Source organism: Ureibacillus massiliensis 4400831 = CIP 108448 = CCUG 49529 (genome assembly GCF_000772965.1).
Classification (GTDB): domain Bacteria; phylum Bacillota; class Bacilli; order Bacillales_A; family Planococcaceae; genus Ureibacillus; species Ureibacillus massiliensis.
In genome coordinates, this window is record NZ_JPVQ01000010.1 from 77,723 (window position 1) to 104,512 (window position 26,790).

At 33.7% G+C, this 26,790-nt stretch carries 25 protein-coding genes; 19 read left to right on the forward strand and 6 right to left on the reverse strand.

The genetic code is table 11. From position 1 onward, the window contains the following. The first annotated feature begins 2 nt into the window (after positions 1-2). The gene (locus CD30_RS07540; protein ID WP_036174794.1) at positions 3-1,880 is read left to right on the forward strand and encodes a sensor domain-containing diguanylate cyclase; all 1,878 of its coding nucleotides are present in this window, start codon (positions 3-5) and stop codon (positions 1,878-1,880) included. A 57-nt stretch (positions 1,881-1,937) separates the two neighbouring features. On the opposite strand, the gene CD30_RS07545 is transcribed toward CD30_RS07540, so the two are convergent. Both CD30_RS07545 and hisJ read right to left on the reverse strand, forming a co-directional pair. Beyond that, on the reverse strand, positions 1,938-2,417 hold the full coding sequence (locus CD30_RS07545) for a GAF domain-containing protein (RefSeq protein WP_036174797.1): 480 nt from the start codon (positions 2,415-2,417) through the stop codon (positions 1,938-1,940). A 13-nt stretch (positions 2,418-2,430) separates the two neighbouring features. Continuing rightward, positions 2,431-3,225 carry a histidinol-phosphatase HisJ gene (gene hisJ / locus CD30_RS07550; protein WP_036174801.1) on the reverse strand — a complete coding sequence of 265 codons (795 nt, stop codon included), beginning with the start codon at positions 3,223-3,225 and terminating at the stop codon, positions 2,431-2,433. Positions 3,226-3,441: 216 nt separating this feature from the next. Between hisJ and ezrA the strand changes: the two genes are divergently transcribed. The 9 genes from ezrA to CD30_RS07595 all read left to right on the forward strand — a co-directional run bounded on the left by ezrA (position 3,442) and on the right by CD30_RS07595 (position 13,346). Continuing rightward, positions 3,442-5,145 carry a septation ring formation regulator EzrA gene (gene ezrA / locus CD30_RS07555; protein WP_036174804.1) on the forward strand — a complete coding sequence of 568 codons (1,704 nt, stop codon included), beginning with the start codon at positions 3,442-3,444 and terminating at the stop codon, positions 5,143-5,145. Between the two features lie 161 nt (positions 5,146-5,306). Further along, a complete protein-coding gene (locus tag CD30_RS07560) occupies positions 5,307-6,452 on the forward strand; it encodes a cysteine desulfurase family protein (protein ID WP_036174807.1) in 1,146 nt (381 codons plus the stop codon). Continuing rightward, complete coding sequence (thiI, locus tag CD30_RS07565) at positions 6,452-7,660, forward strand: tRNA uracil 4-sulfurtransferase ThiI (protein WP_036174810.1); 1,209 nt, start codon at positions 6,452-6,454, stop codon at positions 7,658-7,660. The genes CD30_RS07560 and thiI overlap by 1 nt, the downstream gene beginning before the upstream one ends. Before the next feature lie 101 nt (positions 7,661-7,761). Continuing rightward, positions 7,762-7,974 carry an alpha/beta-type small acid-soluble spore protein gene (locus tag CD30_RS07570; RefSeq protein ID WP_036174813.1) on the forward strand — a complete coding sequence of 71 codons (213 nt, stop codon included), beginning with the start codon at positions 7,762-7,764 and terminating at the stop codon, positions 7,972-7,974. 326 nt (positions 7,975-8,300) lie between these two features. Further along, positions 8,301-9,887, forward strand: a complete 1,587-nt coding sequence (gene mbcS / locus CD30_RS07575; RefSeq protein ID WP_036174816.1) for an acyl-CoA synthetase MbcS — start codon at positions 8,301-8,303, stop codon at positions 9,885-9,887. A 164-nt stretch (positions 9,888-10,051) separates the two neighbouring features. Continuing rightward, entirely contained in the window at positions 10,052-11,056 is a 1,005-nt protein-coding gene (sppA, locus tag CD30_RS07580) for a signal peptide peptidase SppA (RefSeq protein ID WP_036174819.1), read from the forward strand. A gap of 11 nt (positions 11,057-11,067) precedes the next feature. Next, positions 11,068-11,667, forward strand: a complete 600-nt coding sequence (locus tag CD30_RS07585; RefSeq protein ID WP_052126094.1) for an RDD family protein — start codon at positions 11,068-11,070, stop codon at positions 11,665-11,667. Between the two features lie 104 nt (positions 11,668-11,771). Beyond that, positions 11,772-12,281: a thiol peroxidase gene (gene tpx, locus CD30_RS07590; protein WP_036174822.1), complete on the forward strand. Its 510-nt coding sequence runs from the start codon at positions 11,772-11,774 to the stop codon at positions 12,279-12,281. A 135-nt stretch (positions 12,282-12,416) separates the two neighbouring features. Continuing rightward, complete coding sequence (locus CD30_RS07595; RefSeq protein ID WP_036174825.1) at positions 12,417-13,346, forward strand: class I SAM-dependent methyltransferase; 930 nt, start codon at positions 12,417-12,419, stop codon at positions 13,344-13,346. 176 nt (positions 13,347-13,522) lie between these two features. Here the strand turns inward: CD30_RS07595 and CD30_RS07600 are convergent, their stop codons facing one another. Both CD30_RS07600 and CD30_RS07605 read right to left on the reverse strand, forming a co-directional pair. Further along, complete coding sequence (locus CD30_RS07600; protein ID WP_211254624.1) at positions 13,523-14,485, reverse strand: acyltransferase family protein; 963 nt, start codon at positions 14,483-14,485, stop codon at positions 13,523-13,525. A 415-nt stretch (positions 14,486-14,900) separates the two neighbouring features. Next, positions 14,901-15,344, reverse strand: coding sequence for a universal stress protein (locus CD30_RS07605; protein WP_036174831.1), 444 nt, complete (start codon positions 15,342-15,344; stop codon positions 14,901-14,903). A 348-nt stretch (positions 15,345-15,692) separates the two neighbouring features. Here CD30_RS07605 and ald point away from each other — a divergent pair, with 348 nt between their 5' ends. From ald to CD30_RS07635, 6 genes are all read left to right on the forward strand, one after another. Further along, positions 15,693-16,808 (forward strand): alanine dehydrogenase, encoded by a 1,116-nt coding sequence (gene ald / locus CD30_RS07610; RefSeq protein ID WP_036174834.1) that lies wholly within the window; start codon positions 15,693-15,695, stop codon positions 16,806-16,808. A gap of 218 nt (positions 16,809-17,026) precedes the next feature. Further along, positions 17,027-18,202: an ABC transporter substrate-binding protein gene (locus tag CD30_RS07615; protein WP_036174837.1), complete on the forward strand. Its 1,176-nt coding sequence runs from the start codon at positions 17,027-17,029 to the stop codon at positions 18,200-18,202. 175 nt (positions 18,203-18,377) lie between these two features. Continuing rightward, entirely contained in the window at positions 18,378-19,262 is an 885-nt protein-coding gene (locus tag CD30_RS07620; protein ID WP_036174839.1) for a branched-chain amino acid ABC transporter permease, read from the forward strand. A 4-nt stretch (positions 19,263-19,266) separates the two neighbouring features. Next, positions 19,267-20,217: a branched-chain amino acid ABC transporter permease gene (locus CD30_RS07625; protein WP_036174840.1), complete on the forward strand. Its 951-nt coding sequence runs from the start codon at positions 19,267-19,269 to the stop codon at positions 20,215-20,217. Beyond that, the gene (locus tag CD30_RS07630; RefSeq protein WP_036174842.1) at positions 20,217-20,990 is read left to right on the forward strand and encodes an ABC transporter ATP-binding protein; all 774 of its coding nucleotides are present in this window, start codon (positions 20,217-20,219) and stop codon (positions 20,988-20,990) included. Before CD30_RS07625 ends, CD30_RS07630 begins: the two co-directional genes overlap by 1 nt. Beyond that, positions 20,983-21,705 carry an ABC transporter ATP-binding protein gene (locus CD30_RS07635; protein ID WP_036174844.1) on the forward strand — a complete coding sequence of 241 codons (723 nt, stop codon included), beginning with the start codon at positions 20,983-20,985 and terminating at the stop codon, positions 21,703-21,705. The genes CD30_RS07630 and CD30_RS07635 overlap by 8 nt, the downstream gene beginning before the upstream one ends. Before the next feature lie 59 nt (positions 21,706-21,764). Here the strand turns inward: CD30_RS07635 and CD30_RS07640 are convergent, their stop codons facing one another. Beyond that, positions 21,765-22,850: a M24 family metallopeptidase gene (locus CD30_RS07640; protein WP_036174846.1), complete on the reverse strand. Its 1,086-nt coding sequence runs from the start codon at positions 22,848-22,850 to the stop codon at positions 21,765-21,767. A gap of 136 nt (positions 22,851-22,986) precedes the next feature. On the opposite strand from CD30_RS07640, the gene CD30_RS07645 reads away from it, so the two are divergent. Together CD30_RS07645 and CD30_RS07650 are read left to right on the forward strand one after the other, a co-directional pair. Continuing rightward, complete coding sequence (locus CD30_RS07645; protein WP_036174848.1) at positions 22,987-23,667, forward strand: metal-dependent hydrolase; 681 nt, start codon at positions 22,987-22,989, stop codon at positions 23,665-23,667. A 162-nt stretch (positions 23,668-23,829) separates the two neighbouring features. After that, on the forward strand, positions 23,830-25,140 hold the full coding sequence (locus CD30_RS07650; RefSeq protein WP_036174852.1) for a DRTGG domain-containing protein: 1,311 nt from the start codon (positions 23,830-23,832) through the stop codon (positions 25,138-25,140). Positions 25,141-25,392: 252 nt separating this feature from the next. Here CD30_RS07650 and CD30_RS07655 read toward each other — a convergent pair whose 3' ends face one another. Further along, the gene (locus tag CD30_RS07655; protein ID WP_036174855.1) at positions 25,393-25,698 is read right to left on the reverse strand and encodes a YtpI family protein; all 306 of its coding nucleotides are present in this window, start codon (positions 25,696-25,698) and stop codon (positions 25,393-25,395) included. A gap of 99 nt (positions 25,699-25,797) precedes the next feature. On the opposite strand from CD30_RS07655, the gene CD30_RS07660 reads away from it, so the two are divergent. Further along, entirely contained in the window at positions 25,798-26,742 is a 945-nt protein-coding gene (locus tag CD30_RS07660) for a DHH family phosphoesterase (RefSeq protein ID WP_036174858.1), read from the forward strand. The last annotated feature ends 48 nt before the right edge of the window (positions 26,743-26,790 follow it).

The window sequence follows — 26,790 nt, forward strand, 5'->3', positions numbered from 1 at the left end:
TTATGAAAGTGCATCAGCAAACAATCATAGATTTCAAATCAGACTTGCTAAATATATGTGTGCAATCTGTCGATGAACTTTCATCAGAAGATAGGTATTTCGGACTACTTCAAGATTGTTTGAAACAACACTTTCATATTGAAAAAAGTTGCTTTTTATTAAATGTTGATAATAAATTGATTCCGTTTAATATAGATACGACATTAGAGATGAAATATAGTGGATTTCCATTTTTATTGTTTGAAACCTATTTCTTTCAACAAAATAATATATCCATTCCATATTTTGTGAAAGAAAAAGAAGAATTTAAAGAAATGACTCATATGGTTTTGTTAAATGCTAAAGATTCAAATCCGTACGGTGTATTATTCCTTAAAACAAGTGAGGCATGGGAAGAGTTAGCGAAATCTGAATATTTCGATCAGGTCATTTCTTATCTTTCCAAAACGGCATATTTACTAAGCAAAACGGTTGAAGTTCATTTTAACGAAAATCAATATCGAAAATTGTACAACATGACCGATTTATTTCATTCCACTATGGATATCGATTTAATATTGGAAAATGTATTAAATACAATTCAAAGTAACTTTCCAAATTTTAATGTTGAGTTGATTTTGTCTAATGACCAAGATCGTCATACAACCATTAATATAAAGCAGTTCGATTATTTATCAGAAAGACCATCTGCTATTGAAGCGTTTGTATCTGGAAACATTACGACAGAGCAAGCAACTGATTTAAATTGCACATTATTAAATGCGCCAATTAAAGGACGACAAGCAATTTATGGTATTTTACAGGTGAGTGCGCCGATTTCATTTGTTTTTTCACAAGCACAAAAGGACTTTATTCGTATGCTTGCCCATGCATCTGGTAATGCCCTTGAAAATGCTAAGCTATATCACCAATCCCATCGTTTAATTAGTGATTTACAATTGATAAATGAAACATCCCATCGATTAAATATGAATTTGGATATTAGTGAAATGCTTACCTTTTTACAAAAGCAACTGATGAAATCTTTCCAACCGATGGAACTATGCTTTGTATTTATTGAAAATCAAGAATGTAAAATTACTGATGCTTGTACTAATTTGTTTAAAACAGAGGAAAGCCAAATATATATCGAACATGTTTCGAGGCATTTTGAAAAATCACTCGATCCTTTATTTATAGCCGATTTTAGTCGACTGATTGCAGAAGAGGTACGATATAAATCAATAATGGCAATACCTATGATCGTCGAGCAACACATTACTGGCTTTAGTATTGTATTACATCGAGATTCTTATTTTTTCTCATTTGATAGTTTTAAATTAATGCAATCTTTAATTCATCATTCATCCTTGGCGATTTCAAATTCTATACTCCGTTCACAATTACAAGAAATGGTTGACCATGATCATTTAACAAAATTGTATGCTAGAAGCTATTTAGATAATTTTGTTGAAAAATCAATTATGAATGATGACTCTGGAATGTTTTTATTAATTGATATTGATAACTTCAAGAAAATAAATGATACGTACGGACATCATATTGGTGATGAAGTATTAGTTCAAATTGGTCAATTACTACATAAAGTAGTTGGAACAAGAGGAATTTGTGCACGGTGGGGCGGAGAAGAAATGGCAATCTATGTCCCTAATATATTAGAGGATGAAGCGGTTAGATTAGCGGAGGAAATTGTCGAATATATTCCCAAAATAACAAACCCAACTGTTACAATCTCTGCTGGATTAGTTAACTGGCATAAATCAGAAAGACCGGAGTTTCAATCAATATTCTTACGAGCTGATACCGCCCTTTATAATGCGAAAAATGGTGGTAAAAATCAGTATATGGTTTATGAAGAAACGATGCAACCGTTACAATAAAACAATTTACTTAATACGAAAAAAGAGGACTATTTTCTAGTCCTCTTTTTTTTACATCTAGATATGATATTGAAGTGCTTGCACAAATTTTTCTAAGCCTTCTTTATCTTCATTGGTAAATCGATTTTTGATTGGGCTATCAATGTCTAATACGCCTATTAATTCATCATTTTTAATAAGCGGTATGACAATTTCAGAATTAGATGCTGCATCACAGGCAATGTGACCTGGGAAAAGATGTACATCTTCTACTACGATCGTTTTTCTATTTAATGCACTTGTACCACAAACTCCTTTTCCCATTGGAATTCTTATGCAGGCTGGAAGTCCTTGAAATGGCCCTAGTACCAATCCACCTTCTTTGAATAAATAAAACCCTACCCAGTTGATATTTACTAAAAATTGATTTAGTAAGCTTGAAGCATTACTTAAGTTAGCAATTAAATCTTTTTCACCATCTAATAATGCGTTTAATTGTTTAATGAGTAAATCATATTGTTCATTTGTAGTACCTTGATATTCCATTTTTGTAAACATGTTTTACCTCCAACTATTTAGAATATATTTTATCATAATGCTGATGTAGATCTTTTACTGAATGAGCATCTGAACCAAATACCATGCTTAAATCGATACTTTGAGCAAACTGTATCATTTCAAAAGACGGATATGGTTCCTTACAGAATTCTTTACTTATACCAGCGCTATTTACATCTAATTCATAACCTTTTTCTTTCATATAAGTTAAAATGTCCTTAATTTGTTGTTCATCCTGTATTTTTTCCCCGTGAGCGAGTTGGAATTTATGAACAAGTGTTGGGTGTCCGATTCTTCTCGGTTTATATCGTCCTAGGTTAGCATCGATTGATTTTTTTATTGTTTCGTAATAAAGATTATAAACCTCTTCTACACTACCAACCTTCGATGCAAACTCTAAGAAAACATCTTTAGAGAAATCGATACAGCAATATTCATCATTCCATTTTAAGAAATGTACAGAAAGTATAGCATCGTCTAATAATGGACCGACGATATCTAAAAAGGCTCTTGTTTCAGTTTCGTAACCAACAATATAATCAATTTCTAATCCAATATGAATGCTAATATCCTTCGAATAGACTTCTTTCAATTCTGTTAGTTTTTCAATATATGGTTTTAAATGCTTAGGATTCATTCCACTGTCTTTATCAGGTGTTGGGTCTTTAAAATTTGTTGGGAGTGGGGCGTGCTCTGTAAATGTGATTTGTGTAAATCCTGATTCAATCGCTTTTTCAATATACTGCTCGAAAGTATCCTCTGTACCATGCGGGCAAAATGGTGAATGAATATGTCCATCTCTTTTCATAAAAAAACTCCTCCATTTCAATTTGAAACCTAAACAAAAATAAAACGTAATGCCTCGTAATATGTAATTTGTCTCCAATCTATTTTGACATAAAAATTAAGGTACATAGATTGGGAATAAGTTTCACTTTATTTTATTAAACAAATACTAAAAAACATGATATATTATAGTTACAAACTTGACGAGTTGCGCGATTTTTCGAATAGGGGGCTTACGATGAAGTATATCATCACTATTGTCATCGTACTAATAGCATTATTGGTTGCAGGAATTCTTATGAGACGTAAACATAATGTGATTATACAGCGATTAGAACAAGAAAAACTACAAATTCAACATTATCCAATCTTTGAAGAGCTCACAAAGATAAAGACGTTAAACATGAATGGTGAGACTGAAAAATTGTTTGAAGCTTGGCGAGATCAATGGACAGAAGTTATTGATGTTCATGTGTTGAAAATTGATTCGATGTTATTTGATGCAGAAGATTATATCGATCGCTTCAATTTTAAAAAAGCTTCACAGATTGAGAAAGATATTGAAGAATATAATGTTAAATGCGACAAAATTAAAAGTCAAATCATTACTGAGTTAGAAGATTTAATCGGTAGTGAAGAAAAAAGTAGAATAGAAATGGAACAGCTAAAAGAATATTATCGCTCTGCACGCAAAACATTGTTAGCTCACCAACATTCATTTGGACAGGCATTACCAATGCTTGAAAAAATACTTGAAGAAGTACCAGAAAGCTTTGAACGCTATGATAATTTAACAAAAGAAGGAAATTACCTTCAAGCGAGAGAGATTGTTCTTTCTTTAAATACACAAGCGCAACAACTTGACTATTATATTAATGAAATACCTAGTCTTATTACGGAAATACATACAAAAATTCCAAATGCTATCCAAGATTTAAAAAATGGTCAAAAAGAGATGGAAGATCAATCATACTATTTACGCCATCTTGAATTAACAGAAGCACTTGAAAACCTTGAAAAAGAATTAGAACAATTAAATGCAGAAGTTATCAACTTAAATATTTCGAATGTGACGAATCGAGTTCAGGAAATTAATGATGAAATTGATCAATATTACGATATGCTTGAACTTGAAGTAATAGCGAAGAACTTTGTTGATAAAAATTGTGAAAATATGTATACAACGATTAATGAAGTACTCCGTGTAACAAAAGAAGTAAGTGATGAAGCAGCCTATGTTCAAAATTCATATCAAATTTCAGAAGAAGAAGCTGAAATTCCAAAAATTGGTTTAAAACAGCTTGAAATGATTCAAAAACGATATGAATTACTAGCAACAAGGGTAAAAGAGGAACAATCTGCTTATTCGAGTTTACAGCAAGAGTTAATTGAGATTAGTGAAGAAATTGATAAAATAAAAGCACAGCAAGAAGAGTTTTCAGATCGACTTAAGAACTTAAGAATCAATGAAATAAAAGCACGAGAGCAATTGAATTCGTTGAAAAAACTTTTGCAAAATACAGATCGACTTTTACAAAAGGCAAATATTCCTGGTGTTCCTGCTGAAATGGAAGCAAGGATTGAAGAAGCTGAGGAACAAATTTTCATCGTAATACAATGTCTTCAAGAAGTTCCTCTCAACATGAACTTAGTACACGTAAACTTACAAAATGCGCAAAAAAGTATTCAAGAAGTTCATGAACGTGCAAAAGAAATGATTGAAAATGTATTATTAATTGAACGTATTATTCAATATGGTAATCGTTATCGTGCTTCAAATCCTACAGTAAATCAACAACTACTTGAAGCAGAAGAAGCATTCCATCAATTCCGTTACATAAAAGCGTTGGAAGACGCCGTAAACGCTGTCGAACTAGCAGAACCTGGAGCGATTAAACGAATTGAAGAACTTGTTCAAGATGAATTGTATTCAAAATCATAATATAGTTTAATTCATTTCTTTATATTTAACTCAATTACTGGCAGATTGAAAAATGTGGAATTAAGGCAATTCCTTTTTAAAAGCTAGTCATTTTAAAAATGACGACTCAAAGTGTTTTTGAGTCGTCATATTTATTTAAGATAAAAAAGAGGTAGATTTTCATGATATATTTTGACAACAGTGCGACAACAAAACCATATAAAGAGGTTTTAGATACATTTATTCAAGTAAATGAACATTTCTATGCAAATCCTGCATCCATTCACGAAGCAGGGGTCGAAGCAAATGAATTATTAGATCGTGCAAGAAGCCAAGTAGCACAAATTCTTAAAACCGACGATTATAGTGTTCTGTTTACTGGCGGTGGAACTGAATCGAATAATTTTGCGATATTTGGTGTTACGAAAGCGAATACTCATAAAGGAAAGCATATTATTACAACGGAAATAGAACATGCATCCATATTAGAGTCAGTTAAGTCACTAGAAAAAGAAGGATTTGAAGTAGATTATTTACAAGTGGATGAAAATGGTGTCATTTCACTGGAGGAACTAAAGAAGAAAATTAGGAAAGACACGGTTTTTGTTAGTATCATGCATGTAAATAATGAAATCGGTAGTATTCAACCGATTCAAGAGGCAGGAAAAATTATACATGAAAATAGCCGTGCAACATTTCATGTAGATGCAGTACAAAGCTTTGGGAAATTACCAATCTTTTTTAATGGTGAAGCTGGGCCGGATATTATTTCCATTTCTGGACATAAAATTCATGGTTTAAAAGGATCTGGGATTATTGCTTTTCGTCAAAAAATAAATATCCTACCATACTTACTTGGTGGCGGACAGGAATTTGGTCTACGAAGTGGTACCGTTGCTGTACCTCAAGCAGTTGCGTTATCCAAAGCAGCTCGTATTGCAGCAGAAAAAATAGAAGAAACTCAAGCAAAATATAAAAAATGGCATCAGGATTTAATTCAATTTTTATCTAAATTCGGTGAAGAAGTCAAAATTTTATCAACCGAATTTGGTGCGGGTCATATTTTATCTTTTAGTGTAAAGGATTTAAAGGGTGAAATATTAATAAACGCTTTACAGCAACGTGGAATTATCGTTTCAACATCCAGTGCCTGTTCTTCAAAACAAAAGAAAACAAGTCATGTTGTAACAGCCATGAATGTTGAAAAACATTATAAAGATGGCGTTATTCGATTAAGCTTTGGAGCTTTCAATACAGAAGTTGAAATAAATCAATTTAAAATTGAATTTATGAAAGTAATGAAGGAATTAAAAGGAGTTAACTTATAATGGAATGGAAAGAAATATTAATTAGATATGGCGAACTATCTACAAAAGGCAGAAATAAAAAAGAATTTATCAATCGTCTTCGTGATAACATTCGCTATACGTTTACTGAAATATCTCCACTAAAAATGCGAACTGAACGAGATCGTATGCACATTGAAATTGAAAATGATGAACAAATGAAAGTATTAATGGAAAGATTACCAAAAGTATTTGGTATTCAATCCTTTAGCCCAGTAGCAGTATGTGAGAAAACATTAGATGCTATGAAAAAACTGGCGATTGAAATAATGGATGATTTTAAGGAACAACAAGTAACCTTTAAAGTGGAAGTACGTCGTTCCGATAAATCATTCCCTTTAGAATCACATGAAATCCAACGTGAAATTGGTGGAACGGTTTTAAGCCATTACAAGAATTTAACTGTACAAGTAAAGAAACCAGAAGTAGAACTAAGAATTGAAGTGCGGAATGATGCTATTTATATGATGGCCCAAGTTATACCAGGTGCAGGTGGAATGCCTATCGGTTCAAATGGTAAGTCATTATTAATGCTTTCTGGAGGAATTGATAGTCCTGTTGCTGGTTATATGATGATGAAAAGAGGAGTACGATTAGAAGCGATTCATTTTTTCAGTCCACCATATACAAGCCAAAACTCATTAGAAAAAGTAAAAGATCTTGCTTATGAATTATCAAAGTTTGGCTATAAAATTCGATTGCATGTTATACCATTTACAGAAATTCAAGTATTAATTAAAGAACGAGTTCCTGCAAATACGACGATGACAACTACAAGAAGAATGATGATGCGTATTGCGGATAAAGTTCGTGAAGAAGTTGGTGCTTTAGGAATTGTAACAGGCGAAAGCTTAGGTCAGGTGGCGAGTCAAACATTAGAAAGTTTAACTGCTATTAATGATGTTACTACAACCCCTATTATTCGTCCTCTAATTGGATATGACAAGCTTGATATTATCGATATTGCAGAAAGAATCGGTACGTATGAAACGTCTATTCAACCATATGAGGATTGCTGTACTATCTTTACACCAGCAAATCCTAAAACGAAACCAAAAGTTGAAAAAGTAAATTATTACGAAAGCTTCACTGAGTTTGACGATTTAATCGAAAGAGCTGTTCGAAATAGAGAACTATATATATTCCCTATGAAGAAACAAAAAGCAGACAAGTTTGAAGGTTTACTTTAAGCATACCTTTGATTTAGAAATAGATGAACATTTTTCCTCTCATTTTTTGTGTATCAAATTTTGAATCCGGCACATTCTAAATGCACAAGGAGGTGAGAGACATGGCTTCAAACAACAGCGGTAGCAGAAACAAACTTGTAGTGCCTGGTGCAAACCAAGCATTAGATCAAATGAAGTATGAAATCGCACAAGAGTTTGGTGTTCAACTCGGACCAGATGCGTCTTCTCGTGCTAACGGATCAGTTGGAGGAGAAATCACTAAACGTTTAGTGCAAATGGCTGAATCACAATTACGTGGTACTCAAGGTCAATAATTTAAAAACTTAAAAACATGAAGGGCTAGTGGCTTATGCCGCTAGCTCTTTTATTTTGCAAAATTAAATTCCTTATCATTCTCATTATCTAAAAATGTATCGTGGTGAAAGTTGGATATTAAACCAATGGAGAATTTACGATGTTTTCATTTCAACCCCTTTAGAAGGTATGACAAATGTAACTTTTTATAAAAAATAGTACCTACTACTAAAACCTTGATATATAATGAGGTTATATAAATTAATATATCCAAAATATTCATATGACCATTTGCATAAATAAATAATAGTAAAAAGAAATGGTAAAAACTAAGGGGGAAATGTAAATGAAAAGAGAAGATTTATTAGCTCCTGAGAATTACAATATAGTTGATGAGATTGAACGATTCGCAGCAAATGAAGAAAAGGTTGCATTATTAGTTCACCATGAAAATGGAGAAACGAAAAAGATTACGTATTCCCATTTAATTAAAAAAGCTAATAAAGTAGCGAATACATTTAAAAAGTACGGTCTTACAAAAGGTGATGTTATCCTTGTAATGGTACCTCGTTCAGCAGAAGCATATATTACATACATCGGGGCATTAAAAGCTGGGCTTACGATCATTCCAAGCTCAGAAATGCTAAGAGCAAAGGATATTGATTATCGAATTGAACATTCTAAAGCAAAAGCAATCGTTGCCTTTGAAAATGAATTGGCTCAATTTGATGATGTTAAGCAGTTAGATGGGCTTAAGCAATTTGTTTTCGGTAAATCTCAAAGTAATTGGGTTTCTATTCAAGATGAAATCGCAGTAGCTTCAGAAGAATTTAATGAAAACATTACAAAGGATTCTGATATCGCTTTCTTATCTTATACAAGTGGAACTACAGGTAATCCAAAAGGTGTTGTTCATTCACATGGATGGGGCTATGCACATTTACGTACTACTGCAGCACAATGGTTAGGTGTACAGGAAGATGATATCGTTTGGGCTACTGCAGCACCAGGCTGGCAAAAATGGATTTGGAGTCCTTTCTTAGCGGTACTAGGTAGTGGAGCCACTGCATTTGTCCATATTGGACGCTTTGATCCGGAAGATTATTTAAAAATGCTACAAGATAACAAAATTAATGTTTTATGCTGTACACCAACTGAATATCGTTTGATGGCGAAGGTTGATGGATTAGAAAAATATGATTTATCCAATCTTCGAAGTGCTGTTTCAGCTGGAGAGCCATTAAATAGTGAGGTTATAAATAAGTTTGTAAATGTATTTAATCTTCAAGTTCGTGATGGTTATGGACAAACTGAAAATACACTATTAGTAGGAACGTTACTAGGAATGCAACCGAAAGCAGGTTCAATGGGGAAACCTACTCCAGGTAACATTGTAGAAGTGATTAATGATAATGGTGAACCAACAGAACCAGGTGAAGTTGGTGATATCGCTGTCCATTCTTCTACTCCTGCATTATTTAAAGGATATTTAAAAGATCCAGAAAGAACACAAAAACAATACCGTGGAGAATGGTTCTTAACAGGTGACCGTGCCTATAAAGATGAAGATGGCTATTTCTGGTTTGAAGGCCGTGGGGATGATATTATCGTGTCATCTGGTTATACAATCGGGCCATTTGAGGTAGAAGATGCACTAGTGAAACACTCAGCTGTAAAAGAATGCGCGGTTGTAGCTAGTCCTGATGAGATCAGAGGCAACATCGTAAAGGCATTTGTGGTATTACGTGATCCTGAATTGAAGACAAGCCCAACGATTGTAAAAGAGCTTCAAGATCATGTGAAATCCATTACTGCCCCATATAAATATCCAAGAGCAATTGAATTTATCGATGAGTTACCAAAAACTTCTTCAGGAAAAATTCGTAGAATTGAATTACGCCAAAAAGAACTAAATAAAACTGTTTCAAATTAATATTTTGGTGGGAATAATTATTCGGAAGGTGATTTTTCACCTTCCTTTTCTTTTAACTGAAAAATTAAAAGTGGATTTATTAAAATTTTTATCATAATATCGGTTGAAAAATTATGAAACATTTTCCTGTTATAATCGTATTTGAGTAGAGGAGGAATAGGAATATGAATACAAAAAGATGGATTGCTTTATCGATAGCTGTGGCGCTATTTATTTTTTCTATCGGAATAAATGCTGTTATAGGTTTTTTAAAATCAGATATCGTGTCAAACGTAACAAAAGGAACGGACGTAAATTTACAAGAGAACATTATAGAAGGTGGAAATTTCACTAAGCGTATTGCATTGCTTACAGTTGATGGTGTCATTCAAGATGTTGGGCCAAGCACTCCTTGGGCAACATTAGAATATGATCATCAAATGTTTTTATCGCAGCTTGAAAGCATAAAAAATGATCCTACTGTTGGTGCCGTTGTATTATCAGTCAATTCGCCGGGTGGCGGAGCAATTGAATCAGCAGAGATTCACGAGAAAATAGTTGAATTAAAAGAGGAACGAAATATTCCTATTTATGTTTCCATGGGCTCAATGGCTGCGTCAGGAGGATATTATATTTCTGCACCAGCAGATAAAATTTTTGCACACCGTGAAACAATCACTGGTTCAATTGGTGTCATCATGTCTAGCTATAATTTTTCACAACTAGCTGAAAATTTAGGTATTGAGTTTGAAACGATCAAATCTGGTGAGCATAAAGATATGTTTGGCGGTACTCGTGCAACGACTGAAGAAGAAAAAGCAATGTTACAGGAAATGATTAATGATTCATATGAAGTATTCGTAGACGTTGTTGAACAAGGAAGAGGCATGTCAGAAGCGGAAGTAAAAGCTGTAGCAGACGGACGAATTGTCGGAGGTTCACAAGCGATTGAAGCAGGATTAGTAGATGAACTAGGTGGTCTAGAGGATGCTATTGCAAGCTTGCGTACTGATTATGGGTTAGAAGATGCACAATTATTTGAATATAAATCAGATTTAGGCGGCTTTGGTTCATTGCTAGGCATGAATATTAGCTCAATTTTTGGGCCTTCTGCGGAAACACAAATGATCACGAAGTTAATGAGTTCATCGAATTCTCCAAGACTGATGTATTTATATGGCGAGTTTTAGGAGGGATATAAATGGCTTATGAGGAAAATAACGAATACAATGACTCAACCCAAGAAGATCGTGAAATAGTCAACTCTACTTTTCAAAACGATTCTATAAAAGAACAAATGGATGAATTTGAAGCAAAAACAGCTGGCTTTTGGATGCGCTTTTGGGCTTTTATATTCGACCAGCTAATTTTTACAGCAGTAATGGGTATTGCTATTTATCCAATTTTTACATTAATGAATTGGGATTTATCTGACTCTGCCTTATTTGCACCAATAACCATTATTTCAGCTATTGTTTACTTTGGATATTTTGTGTTGATGACGAAATTTTTCCAACAAACGCTGGGTAAGATGATTTTCGGTCTAAAAGTTCAATCGAAGCATGGAGAAAAATTAAATTGGAGTACCGTCTTATTTAGAGAAATAATTGGAAGATACATTAATAATAAAGTACCAATTTTATATTTCTTTGTAATTTTCATGCCAAAAAATTTAAGTTTAGCTGATTATTTTTCTGATACATTAGTTGTTTACGAAAATGCCTTTGTGAAGAAGAAAAAGATTCCATCTATCCAACAACCAATTGTTAATCCACAATTTTCACAAACGCCAAATATGTAAAAGTTTAGCTCTTATTATAAAATTTTCTTAAAGTTAAGCTGTCTTATTTGCAAAGATGAAAAAACTTTTAGTAAAATTCAATCTGAAAGGGAGGCGTTCAAATAATGGTTCAAGTAACATTTAAAAACAATCCAGTAACATTAATTGGAAATGAAGTAAAAGTTGGTGACAAAGCTCCTGACTTTAAAGTACTAGCAAATGATTTATCAGAAGTAACTTTAAAAGATTCTGAAGGTAAAGTTCGATTAATTGCAGCAGTTCCGTCATTAGATACAGGTGTATGTGATGCTGAAGCAAGACGTTTTAATGAAGAGGTAGCAGCAATTGGTGGAGACGTAGCATTTTATACTGTATCTGTAGACTTACCATTTGCTCAGAAACGTTGGTGTGCTGCAGCTGGAATTGAAGGTGTTCATACTGTTTCAGATCACCGTGATCTTTCATTTGGAGAAGCTTATGGTGTTTATATGAAAGAATTACGACTACTTGCACGTGCAGTATTTGTCATTGACCGTGAAGGTACTGTAACATATGTGGAATATGTTCCAGAGGGTACAAGTCATCCTAATTATGAGGCGGCAATTGAGGCTGTTAAGGCAGAATTAGCGAAATAATTTGTTTAAGTACAAGTTTTCTTGTAGTATAAAATATGAATAGTTTAGGCTATCGTATGGTTTGCCTATATATCGTAAGTGAATTATAACCCACTCAAGCTTTGAGTGGGTTGTTCATTTGAAAAGGAGTTTACTATGGAAAAATTTGAACAAATATTTTCGATTATTAATGAAAAAGCAGAAAAATATGAGCAAAATGAAAATATAACTTTTTTAGATGGCGTCTTACAAGCATTAGAGGAAATACTTGATGAAAAGGATTCTTGGGTAGGCAATGATGCTAAAAAAGAAGAAATTCGCAAAGCGATTCAAATTGCAATATTAAAAGGCATGCGTAAAAGTTCACAGCCAAATCACCAAATGACACCTGATACATTAGGTTTACTTGTTGGGTATTTTGTAGAGCAGTTTTTTGAAGAACAATTAAAAAATAAATCTATATCTGTACTAGATCCAGCTTTAGGAACAGGAAACTTATTACTTACGGTCATGAATTTACTTGAAGGAAAAGTATCAGCGACAGGGATTGAGGTTGATGAATTATTAATCCGACTAGCTGCTGATTCTGCTGAGTTAACAGAACAGCCAGTGATGCTATATCACCAAGATGCACTACAAAAAATGCTGGTAGATCCTGTAGATGCTGTTGTCTGTGATTTACCGGTTGGATACTATCCTAATGAAGAAGTAGCGCTAAATTATGAGTTATGTGCTCGTGAAGGAATGAGCTTTGCGCATCACTTATTTATTGAGCAATCGTTGAATCATACAAAAGAAGGCGGCTATTTATTTTTCCTAATACCTGCCAATTTATTTGAAAGTGAGCAAGCAAATGACTTACATAAGTTTTTGAAAAAACATGCATGGATTCAAGCTATTATCCAGCTACCAGAAAACTTATTTGCTTCGAAGGCACATGAAAAGAGCATACTTATTTTACAAAAACAAAGTAAAACATTACGCGCACCACGTGAAGTATTGTTAGCTAAAGTGCCAAACATGTCAAATAAAGATGCGTTATCGATGTTCTTCGAAAAGGTACAAATGTGGAAGGAAAATAAATAGGGACTACCTAGAAATATGAGGGTGCAATTTGCATTTTTTCAATGTTTCCGAAATGCAAGTATTTATACAAGAGTATAGTCACTTTCAAGTTTCAAAGCACCGAATCAAACAATCATTCAATTACAATATAAAAAAAGTAGTCAAACTCAGATTTTTATTCGAGTTTGACTACTTTTTTACTTCACCTTAAAAATCTTAAAGACAAAATTCACAACAGGTGGTCTCGATAGGATATAAACAATGACCACATCTATAATGAAAATAATCCAATATTGATTCTCTTCCTCAATGAACACTTTTAATGGGGAAGCTTCAAAAATTCGAATTAAAGCCATATGCAGTAAATAAATGGCCATAGTGTTTTGTCCGATAGATGTGAAAAATAATTGCTTTCTAGGAACGAGTGTTAAAAACATATACGTGGCAGCAGCCATTCCTAAATACGCAACGAGACGTATTGCCCAACCAAATTGCAGAAAGGAAGATGACATATCTTCGTAGGATTTCTTTCCATGTAGCCATTGACTGAATTCAATTGGTACATAAAAATAGATGACTACCACAAGTATGATCCCAACAATAGCACCTATGATGACATTCAAACGGGATTTCAGCGTCTCAAAATGATGTTTTTGTAAATAATAGCCCACTAAGAAAAATGGGAAAAAGAAAAATGTTCTTGAAAGGCTTAAAAATCCTCCAACATAACTATCGTATCCAATGATTAAAGAAATACCGATTGCTATAGGAATCCCGTATTTAATTTTCCCAAAACCATATAAAAGGAGATTCCAAAAAATTAAACTAAGTAAAAACCATAAGGCCCAGCGCGGTATAAAAAAGCTAAAACTTATAGAATCATTGAAAATGAAATAATAGTATAAGCTATACAATACTTGTAAAAGCGCATAGGGAATGATTAGTTTTTTCACGAGCTTTGATATATATCCAGGCTGGTAGACTTTTTTTGAAAAATACCCTGAGATTAGTATAAAAGCTGGCATATGAAACAAGTAAATAAATAGATATATACTGTCGATGACATGATCATTGTGTAAAAACTTAGACAGCATATGTCCAGCAACTACTAAAAAAATTAATATTGCTTTTGCGTTATCAAAGTATGCAATTCGATTCAACATTTCACTTTCCTTATAAAATATATTTTAGGAGCTGTAAAAAAATAAGAGGCCAATCAAATAGTCTCTTTCTAAAACTGCCCCATAATGATTTACATAATTGTTTTATCATATATGAAAATATTATTCTACTAATATAACAAAAAAATGACCAAACAAAAAATCAAAGACAATGTTCTTCAAATAGTACTTTTTGTAAAACGACTATAAAAGCTTTCTTTATAAAATTTAAGTTAAAGGTGAACTCGATCCCCTTCAAAGCTATTCATATCAAAATGGTATTTAAAAAATCATATTATTATGTATAGACGATTATATAAGCTCTGCGTGAAAAATATGAATATGATGACTAAAAAACCCCTTATCGGAAAATATTTTCCGTAAGGGGTGAAATAAAATTATTCAATTCAAATGATTATTCTGGAGTACGTACAACTAACACATCACATTTTGCTGAGCGAACGATCGCTTCAGATACAGAGCCGATTAGGAAGCGCTCTACAGCATTTAAACCAGTCGCGCCGCAGACGATTAAATCAGCTTCAACTACATTTGAAAGTTCCTTTGTAATGATTGTTTTAGGAGAACCATATTCAATAATGACATTAACATCTTTTAAACCAGCTTCTTCAGCTTGCTTTTTATAGCCATCTAGCAATTCTTCTGAGAAGGTTTGTGCACGTTCAGCGATTGTACGGTCATATGCTTCAATCGCAGCAAATGAACGTGTATCAATTACATTTATTAAATTTAATTTTGAATCCACATTACGTTTTGCTACATCGATTGCTTTTTTGAATGCATATTCAGCTTCTTTTGATCCATCAACTGCTACAACAATACTTTTATAGTGAGTCATAAAAATTCCTCCTTTATTAGTTATCACTATTATATCAAAGCAATATGAAAAAATAATTAGAATTAACAAAAATATGTAAATTGTTCACAATTTATTCTAAAATAATACAAATTTTTGTATCTTGCGTTTATAATATTGTTAGCTATTGTTAACTATGAAGTTGTATGAAAATGATTTTTTGGATGAAAAAAACTACATTATAAATAAAATAATCTGTTTATTTACAATTTTTCTATTTTTCAATGTAAGAAGTAAGATTACATCCCTATTTCAAGTTACCATTTTAGGAATAATTTGTTATGATAGGTTTAAATTATACGAAACATTACAGAGAAAGAGGAATCAGCTATGAAAATTGGAATCCCAAAAGAGATTAAAAACAATGAAAATCGTGTAGCTATGACACCTGCAGGAGTTGTAACTTTAACCAATGCTGGTCATGAAGTATTTATTGAAACTGGTGCTGGATTAGGATCTTCATTTACTGATGAAGACTATCGTGCAGCTGGTGCAGTAATTGTCGATTCTGCAGTAGAAGCCTGGGCTCAAGAAATGGTTATGAAGGTTAAAGAGCCAATTGCTAGTGAATATCAGTATTTTTATGAGGGACTAATTTTATTCACATATTTACATTTAGCCCCTGAATATGAACTAACACAGGCGTTATTAGACAAAAAAGTAGTTGGTATTGCTTATGAAACAGTTCAATTACCAAATCGATCATTACCACTTCTTACACCAATGAGTGAAGTTGCTGGCAAAATGTCGGTACAAATTGGAGCACAATATCTAGAAAAAATTAATGGTGGTAAAGGAATTTTATTAGGTGGAGTAGCAGGTGTCCAAAAAGGAAAAGTAACAGTTGTTGGTGGCGGTGTTGCAGGAACAAATGCGGCACGTGTTGCAGTCGGTTTAGGTGCTGATGTTACAATTTTAGATGTAAATCCTGATCGTTTACGTCAATTAGAAGACATCTTCGGTCATTCCATTCAAACTCTAATGTCAAATCCATTTAATATTGCTGAATCTGTGAAAGATTCTGATTTAGTAATTGGTTCTGTTCTGATTCCTGGGGCAAGAGCGCCAAAACTTGTTACTGAAGAAATGGTCAAATCCATGAAGCCTGGTTCGGTTATAGTAGACATTGCAATTGACCAAGGGGGTAGCTTTGAAACAACAGATAAAGTTACAACACATGATGACCCAACTTATATTAAACATGATGTTGTTCATTATGCAGTAGCGAATATGCCAGGGGCAGTCCCAAGAACATCAACGATTGCTTTAACAAACAATACAGTGCCATATGCTTTACAAATAGCAAATAAAGGATTTAAAAATGCATGTATTGAAAATGAAGCATTGAAAAAAGGAATTAACACTTTAGAAGGGCATGTCGTTTACCATGCAGTTGCAATAGATCAAGGACGAGATTATGTTCCTGTAGATACATTATTGCAATAAAAATAAAAATATTAAGTTTCTCGAGTAGCTAGTTAGGGGGAGTTGAAAAATCCTTTTAACTAGCTTTTTATTTTGTTTTTTAAAATAATATAGGGTTGATATTATCAGAAAATATGAAAAATTATAAAAATATCATTTACTTTTTGCCGTAAATGTAATTAAATAGAATTGTTTCATAAAAAAATGAAAACAAAATATTGTTTAGGGGGACATTTAACATGAAGGGAACTAGCAAGAAATTATTCTCTATAATGTCAATTGTAATGTTATTATTGCTAGCTGCTTGTGGGGGCGGTAGCACTAGTAACCAATCAAGTGAAGAAAATAATGGAAGTGAAGGTACTGACTCAACAGGTACATTAAATGTAAAATTTGGTGTTGTTTCGTATTTAACTGGTGCAGGTGCTGCATATGGCGAAGCGATTACATCGGGTCTTAAACTTGCTCAAAAGGAAATTAATGAGCAAGGTGAAATAAATATTGAATTAGTTATTGAAGACTCAGCGGGGGAAGCGGATCAAGCGCTTACTGCTGCACAAAAAATTATGAGTGATGATTCAATTACGGCGATTATTGGACCAACTTTAAGTACTGAATTCTTTGCTGTAGCACCAGAAGCAGATTTGAATGGTATTCCAATTCTTGGAACTTCAACAACTGTTGATGGTATTCCAGAAATTGGTGACTATGTATTCCGTAATGCGATTCCAGAATCAGCAGCAATTCCTGCAGCTATTGAAAAAGCAGTTGAAAGAACAGGAGCAACAAAAGTTGCAATGATTTACGGTAATGATGATGCATTAACAAAAGGCGGTTTCGAAGTAATGCAAAAAACTGCTGAAGAAATGGGTCTAGAAATTACAACAATTCAAACTTACCAAAAAGGTCAAAGTGACTATAATGCGCAATTAACAAATATTAAAAATACAAATCCAGATTTAGTATTAGCATCTGCTTTATATAACGAAGGTGCTGTAATTATGGACCAAGCGCGTAAAATGGGTATCGATGTTCCGTTTGTTGGAGGTAATGGATTTAACTCACCACAAGCGATTGAAATTGCAGGAGATGCTGCAAACGGTTTAATCGTTGCAACACCATACTTCGGTGATTCAACAGATCCTAAAATTATCGAATTTAATGAAAAATTCGAAGCAGAATATGGCAAAAAACCTGACCAATTCGCTGCCCAAGCATATGATGCGCTTTACATTTATGCTGATGCATTAAAAAGAGCAGGATCTACAGATCGTGAAGACTTCAGAGAAGCTTTAGCAGCTACGAAAGACTTCCAAGGTATTTTAGGTAACTTCTCATTTAATGAAATTGGTGACGTTGTAATGGACGTTACAGTTTTAGAAATTAAAGACGGTAAATTTGTTGAATTTGAATAAAAACAAGCAATGGTTCTCGTAATTTATTACGAGAACCAATCTACTAAATAACGAAAAAATGATTCTCTATTCAAATCCGTTGGAAAGACGCCGTTTAAGGTGTAACACATGATTGTATTTAGTCTGAACAATACAGAACTTAGGGTAATCAAAAATATTTAAAGGATGATTAAATTTGCTATTAGAACAATTAATTAACGGGATTACGTTAGGTAGCATTTATGCCATAGTCGCGCTTGGTTTTACCCTTGTTTTTGGTGTTTTAGGCATCATCAATATGGCGCACGGTGAAATATTCATGGTTGGCGCCTTTGTAGGGGTAATGACAACAAGTGTTCTTGGATGGCCATTATGGTTAGCTTTTGTTGCTGCTATCGTTGTAACAAGTATTTTAGGATATTTATTAGAGAGATTTTCATTAAGACCATTACGTGGTAAAAAGGGAGTTTCACATTTAGCTCCATTAATTAGTACTATTGGTGCTTCAATTTTACTTGAAAACCTTTCGCACCATGTATTTGGTGCTGGTAATAAACCATTCAGTACACCATTTGCTGAAGTGAGCATTAAATTAGGCTCTATTACGATTTATCTCGTACAAATCGTTATTTTTGTTATCTCCATCATTTTAATGATTGGTTTAACGATGTGGTTATCAAAAACAAAAGCAGGGAAAGCGTTACGTGCGACTGCTGAAAATCTAGAAACAGCAAGTATTCTAGGTGTAGATACAAAGAGAATTATTACATTAACAGTCATTATTGCTTCTGCAATTGGCGGTATTGCTGGAATATTAGTTGGTATGGCATTTAACTCTGTAAGTCCACAAATGGGATTATCAATGGGATTAAAGGGGCTAGCAATCATTATTTTAGGTGGTATGGGTAATGTGAAGGGTGCTATGGTTGGTGGATTAATTCTTGGTTTATCTGAAACATTAGTGGTTGCCTATGGTAACTCAGGATATCGTGATGCTATTGCATTTATTATGATCATTGTCATTTTATTATTAAGACCTCAAGGTATCTTTGGTTCAAAGGTATCCCAAGAAAGAAGGTGATTACATGTTAGCAGAACTTTTAAATACGTATTATTTACAAGTAGCGTCTTTTATATTAATCAACATTATGTTAGCAATTAGTGTATATGTTCCATTATCATCTGGACAATTATCGTTAGGTAGTGCGGGATTCATGGGAGTTGGAGCATATACTTCAGCTTTATTAACAATTCATTTAGGTGCTCCAATTTATGTGGGAGTTATTGTAGGTGCAATCCTAGCAGGTCTGTTAGGTGTAATCGTAGGTATTCCTTCATTAAGATTATCTGGTGTATATCTTGCCATTGCTACATTAGGTTTAGGGGAAGTAATACGAGTTATTTTCATTAACTGGGAGTCTTTAACAAAGGGTTCTATTGGTTTAACAGGAATTCCACAAATGGGGAGAGAAATTTTAGACTTTGTTCGTGGATTTGGCTTTGATCCTGCATCAATTGGCTTGAAAAATAACCAGTTCGTCAGCTTATCAATTTTTATTGTATTACTAGTTTTAGTAATTTTAATTCTTTGGTTTGTATTTAGACAGCAAAATTCACGTGTAGGTAGGGCATTGTCCTCTATTCAAATGGACGATAAAGCAGCAGAATCAATGGGGATTAACATTACTTATTTCAAAGTGGTATCCTTCACACAAGGAGCATTTTTTGCAGGTTTAGCAGGAGCTTTATTTGCCCATGTTGTAGGCTTTATCTCTCCAGCTGATTTTGCGTATCATCGTGCTGTAGAGGTATTAATATTTACAGTCTTCGGTGGAAGTGAAGTAATTATCGGATCTGTCTTTGGAGCATTCTTCTTAACATTAATGCCTGAAGTACTACGTTTTATTAGTGAATATCGTTATATCATTTATGGAATTCTTTTAATTATTTTAATGGCAGTTCGTCCACAGGGAATTCTAGATGCAACTGTACTTAGTAAATTTAAGCGAAATCGGTCAAAAGGAGGAGTACGTTAATGGTTCTTGAAGTAAAAAATATGACGAAAAACTTTGGCGGAATCTCCGCATTGACTGATGTTTCATTTTCCATTAATGAAGGTGATATTTTCGGTTTAATCGGGCCAAATGGTGCTGGTAAAACTACTATGTTCAATATGATTACGAATATCTTTGAGCCAACATCGGGTGAAATTATTTTTAAAGGTGAAAATATTACTGGATTAAAGCCGTTTAAAATTACCGAAAAAGGAATTTGTCGAACATACCAAAATATTCGACTCTTTTCACAAATGTCTGCACTAAACAATGTTATGGTAGGCGGACATAGTCAAACACGCTCAGGGGTTTTTAGTAGTGTGTTTCGCACAAAAACGCAACGAAATGAAGAAAAAATGTTACAAGAAAAAGCAGAAGAATTACTTGATTTAGTTGGACTTTTAGAGCACAAGGATACTATTGCTGAAAATTTAGCCTATGGTCAGCAAAGACGTTTAGAGATTGCTAGAGCATTAGCAAGTAATCCAAAGCTTTTATTATTAGATGAGCCAGCTGCAGGTATGAATGAAAAAGAGACTGACAGTTTATATGATTTAATAAAAATGGTCCAATCAAGAGGTATTACTGTTCTCATTATTGAACATGACATGCCACTCGTTATGAAACTTTGTGATCGTATTGCAGTTTTAAACTTTGGAGAAAAGTTAGCTGAAGGTACACCTGAAGAAATACAAAATAACGAAGCAGTCATTGAAGCCTACCTCGGAAAAGAGGAGGATGAAGTAAATGCTTAAAGTATCAAATGTTGAAACCTTCTATGGTCAAATCCAAGCGTTAAAAGGTATCAATTTAGAGGTTCAAGAGGGTAAAATTATTACACTTCTAGGAGCCAATGGTGCTGGTAAAACGACAACGATGAAAACTCTTGCAGGATTATTAAAGCCTAAAAAAGGGCAAGTAGAGTTTTTAGGAGAAAATATTACGGGCTTACGTGCGGATCAGTTATTAAGAAAAGGTATTGCGCTTGTTCCAGAAGGAAGAGCGATTTTATCATCTATGACAGTCTTAGAAAATCTAGAAATGGGCGCATATCATAGAAAAGATAAAACGATAAAAGAAGAAATTGATGAAGTGATGAAACGCTTTCCTATCTTAGAGGAAAGACAAACACAGATGGCAGGTACTTTATCTGGTGGTCAACAACAAATGCTAGCAATAGCACGTGCTCTACTTTCAAAGCCTAGATTACTATTACTAGATGAGCCATCGATGGGATTAGCTCCATTAATTGTAGCCGATATTTTTCAAATTATTAAAGAAATTAATGAAGCAGGTACAACGGTACTTCTCGTTGAGCAAAATGCGAAGCAAGCACTTAAAATTGCAGATTATGGTTATGTAATGGAAACTGGAAAAGTTATTATTGAGGGCGAGGCTAAAAGTCTATTAGAGGATCCTCGTGTCGTAGAAGCATACCTTGGAAGAAAATCTACGTCTGTTGAAGCGTAATTTGAATATATTTAAAATGGGTGAAGAGATAGTTGTTTTTCTCGTCACCCATTTCTTTATTAAAGTATAACCAAGTCTTTTGTATATTTCGTAAGTACTTCCACACCATTCTCAGTTACTACAATATCATCCTCGATACGAACTCCAGCGATTTCATGATAAATTCCTGGTTCAATTGTAAATACCATACCAGGTGCTAATACTAAATCGTTTGTATTCATGATGGAAGGATACTCATGAATCGATACACCTAATCCATGTCCTAAACGGTGGGGGAAGTAGTCACCGTAGCCAGCATTTGAAATGATGTCACGAGCTACAATGTCGATATCCATTGCTCGAACACCTGGCTTAACAGAGCTTATAGCTGATTCATTTGCTTTACGAACAGTATCGTAAATTTCCTTTTTTTCATCACTAATGTCCCCAAAGGCTACTGTACGGGTAATATCTGAGCAATACCCTTCATATATAACACCTAAGTCAAAGAGTATTAAGTCGCCATGTTGCACTTTCCTTGATCCAGGGACTCCATGAGGAGAAGAAGTATTAGGGCCAGATAGTACTATTGTTTCGAAGGACATAGAATACCCTTTTTCCGTAATAGCATTTTCAATGGCTGTTCGAATTTCTACTTCTGTTATTCCTTCTCTTATTGCTTTGCAGCCTACTTCTATTGCGTAATCAGCAAGTTGGGCAGCTTTTCGCATTTTATCCAATTCTAGTTGTTCTTTTATAACACGTAACTGGTTTATTTTATCATCAATTCGGTAAAAATTGGCATGTGGATAAAGTTGTTGTAATGACTCAAATCTTTCCACAGTAAAATGGGACTTTTCAATTGCAATATTTTTTACGGAAATCTGTCTAGATTCTATTTCGTGGAATATTAATTCCCATGGGTTGTCAGTATCAAGATGGCCGATAATATCCTGATTCCATCCTGAATTTTTCGCATCTGGTACTTCCATTTTTGGACAGACTAAAATTGGTTCTGAATTTGGGAAAATGATTAGACCAAGTAGTCTTTCGTGAGGGTCACTTTTGAAATTCGAAAAGTAAAAAACATTGTCTGGGGTAGTAATAAAGGCAAAATCAATGTTCTCATCAGTTAAATATTTTTGAACCTGTTTTATTTTATTCATATAAAGTTCTCCCTAAAATTAATAATTTATTGTTTAACAAACCTAATATATTATATCAAAAAGAAGGAAATGTTGTCTTGAGAGAGAATATTTTCTTAGATGATGGGCTTTAAAATTGTGAAGGAGGAATAGTTTTATGGAAATCTCTTATCATGGGCATTCTGTTGTAAAAATTAAAACAAATGGTAAAGAAATTTTAATTGATCCATTTATTCGTGGTAATGGACTGACGGATTTAAAGGTTGAGGAAGAAAAGCCAGATGTTATTCTTCTAACACATGGACATGGTGATCATGTTGGAGATACTGTTGAATTGGCAAAAGCTAATAATTCTCTAGTAGTTGCGCCAAATGAATTGGCTGTTTATCTTTCTTGGCAAGGGGTCAATACACACCCGATGCATATTGGAGGCGCTCGTCAGTTTGACTTTGGAAAAGTAAAGTTTACTCTTGCCTTCCATGGATCATCTTATATAACAGAAAACAATGAGATTATTTATACTGGAATGCCAAGTGGAATTCTTTTTACTGCTGAAGATGTTACGATTTATCATGCTGGAGATACAGCCTTATTTGGTGATATGAAATTAATAGGTGAAAGAAATAATATTGACGTTGCCTTTTTGCCAATAGGTGATAACTTTACGATGGGACCAGAAGATGCAGCATATGCTGTTTCATTGTTGAAACCAAAAACGGTCATTCCTATCCATTACAATACCTTCCCACCTATTCAGCAAGATCCTAATGAGTTTGCTAAATTAGTGAAGGATTGTCAAGTACAGGTGTTATCTGCAGGTGAATTTGTAAAATTATAATTCGGAAGAGAAAGTAGCTATGTAAGATTTATAAAATGGCTACTTTCTTATTTTTATCTCATTAAGTTATTGGGAAGTATATTACTTTGTCTTTAACTAAAAATACTTGAAATATGTTACACTATTGGTATTGAATATAGATGATGGAAAATAGGTGATATAGTGTCGACAAAACATGAAAAAATATTACAATACATTGAATCATTACCTGTTGGCGATAAAATATCAGTTAGACAAATAGCTAAGGATATGCAAGTGAGTGAAGGGACTGCTTATCGTGCTATTAAAGAGGCTGAAAATCGCAGTTTAGTCAGCTCCATTGAACGAGTTGGAACAATCCGCATTGAAAAAAAGAAAAAAGAAAATATTGAACGTTTAACTTTTGCGGAAATTGTTAATATCGTTGATGGACAAGTACTAGGTGGAATGAGCGGACTACATAAAACATTAACCAAATTTGTTATTGGTGCGATGCAGCTTGAAGATATGATGCGATATACAGAAGCGGGAAACTTATTAATCGTCGGGAATCGCTTTAAAGCACATGAATACGCATTAAAAGCAGGCGCGGCCGTATTAATTACAGGTGGCTTCGATACGACTGAGGAAAATAAACGACTTGCAGATGAGCTTGAATTACCAATCATTTCGTCAAGTTATGATAGCTTTACTGTTGCAACGATGATTAACCGTGCGATTTACGACCAGTTAATTAAAAAAGATATTTTATTAATTGAAGATATATACGTTCCCATTGAGGAAACGGCCATGCTAAAAAATAATCAGCTTATCGAGGACTTCCATAAGTTAAATACGCTAACAAGTCATGGTGCATTTCCTGTAGTGACCGCTTCTAACAATAAATTGATTGGTATGATTACAGTAAAAGATGTAATCGGAAAAGATCCTAAAGAACAAATTGATAAAGTAATGACAAAGCATCCAATTTCAACTTCAATGAAAACAAGTGTAGCATCAGCAGGACATCGGATGATTTGGGAAGGAATTGACTTACTACCGATAGTAGATGATGAAGGTGTTCTTCAAGGTGTTATTAGCCGTCAAGATGTCTTAAAAGCATTACAACATGCACAACGCCAACCACAGCACGGTGAGACAATCGACGATATTGTTAAAAAGGAAATAAAATTACTAGGTGAAGATGATTTAATGGTGGAGTTCACTGTTACACCTCAAATGACTAATCAATTTGGTGCAATTTCTTATGGGGCCTTTACAACCCTTCTTTCTGAAGCTGGATCTTTAGCGTTGAAAAGAAGAAAACGTGGGGATGCAGTAGCTGAAAACTTAACGATATACTTCATTAAACCGATTCAAATGGAATCTGTTTTAACTGTAGTTCCACATATTTTAGATATGAGTCGTAAATTTGTGAAAATGGACTTTGATGTATTTAACGAACAGGTTTTAGTAGGGAAAGCAATGATGATGTTCCAATTATTAGAACGTTAAAGTTGGCTTTTAGTTTAATATTCTAAAGATGTTTAAGCATACAGAGAATGAGGCTGGGAAAGAGTGAATTATATCCAAAAGTACAATTTACATAAAAAATCGATTGTACTTTTCTCTCTATCTCCCGGCCCGATTCGGAAACGGATTTTAGAATATGAAAGCTTTTATCTTAAACGATTATAAAATAGACAATAAATAAAAAAGTGACTCATGGACGATTCTTTTCGAAGCGTTTAGTCACTTTTTAAAAAACTACTTATTTAGTTCATATTCTTCCATTACAAATTTGCCTTCATGGCGAGCTCGTTTATAATTACTATAAGATTCCATAAACCCGATGATTGCAAATACAGCACAGATTATGTAACTCACTAAAGATTGATGAATAATGATAGCATTTATTCCAAATGCGATAATAAAAATACCTAAAGCAACACCAGCTTTTGCTTTATACCATTTCTTTCGAATTGGTAAGTTTGTACGAAATTGTTTTGTTTTAAAATAAAAGTAAACAACAAAAGCGATTACTATTAATGTGATGAAAATATAATTTAACATAGCGACCTCCCAAAAATCCTTGTCATTATTGTAACGATTTTTTCGGGAAATTGCTATTATCATTTAATGACACATTCAGGTCAACGGGAGGAAATTATTTTGAAACGACAAATCATCGACACAATTGAAAAGTATGACAAAATTATCATTCACCGTCATGTACGTCCAGATCCGGATGCTTATGGATCACAAATTGGGCTAAAAAAATTGATTCAAACTAATTATCCTGATAAAACTGTTTATACAGTCGGCGATCACGATGAGTCGTTATCATTTTTAGCGAAACCAGATCAAATCGATGATGACCTATTTGCAGGAGCGTTAATTATTATTACGGATACAGCAAATACAGAACGAATAGATGATCAACGATATACAAAAGGTGATTATATTATAAAAATAGATCATCATCCGAATGATGATCCATATGGAGATATTTTGTGGGTTGATACAAATGCAAGCTCTGTTAGTGAAATGATTTATGAATTATTTGCTGAAGGTAAAACGTATAAAAACTGGACTTTATCAGATGAATCTGCAAGGCTTTTATTTGCTGGTATCGTAGGTGATACGGGTAGATTTCTTTTCCCTAGTGCCACAGAGAAAACTTTTGAGATTGCTGGTCAGTTGATAAAATATAATTTTGATAGAACTAAATTATTTGATGGTATGTATGAAAAGGAGCATAAACTATTAAAGCTTCAAGGTTTTATGTACCAAAACTTTACAATCGACGAAAATGGTGCTGTTTATATAAAACTAACAAAAGAAATATTAAATCAGTTTGGTGCGACACCATCTGATACTTCTTTACTTGTGGGTTCTTTCGGAGATATAAAGGGCATTTGTGCGTGGGTAATATTTATTGAAGAAGAAGACCAAATTCGTGTACGTTTACGCTCTAAAGGACCTGTAATTAATGAACTTGCTAAAAAATATAACGGTGGCGGACATCCACTTGCTTCTGGAGCTACGGCCTATTCTTGGGAAGAGGTAGACCAAGTGATTGCCGATTTAAAAGAAATATGTAAATACTATAAATAAATAGAGTCTCGGAATAAATAACAATTTTTCTGGGTGAAATGAACCAAA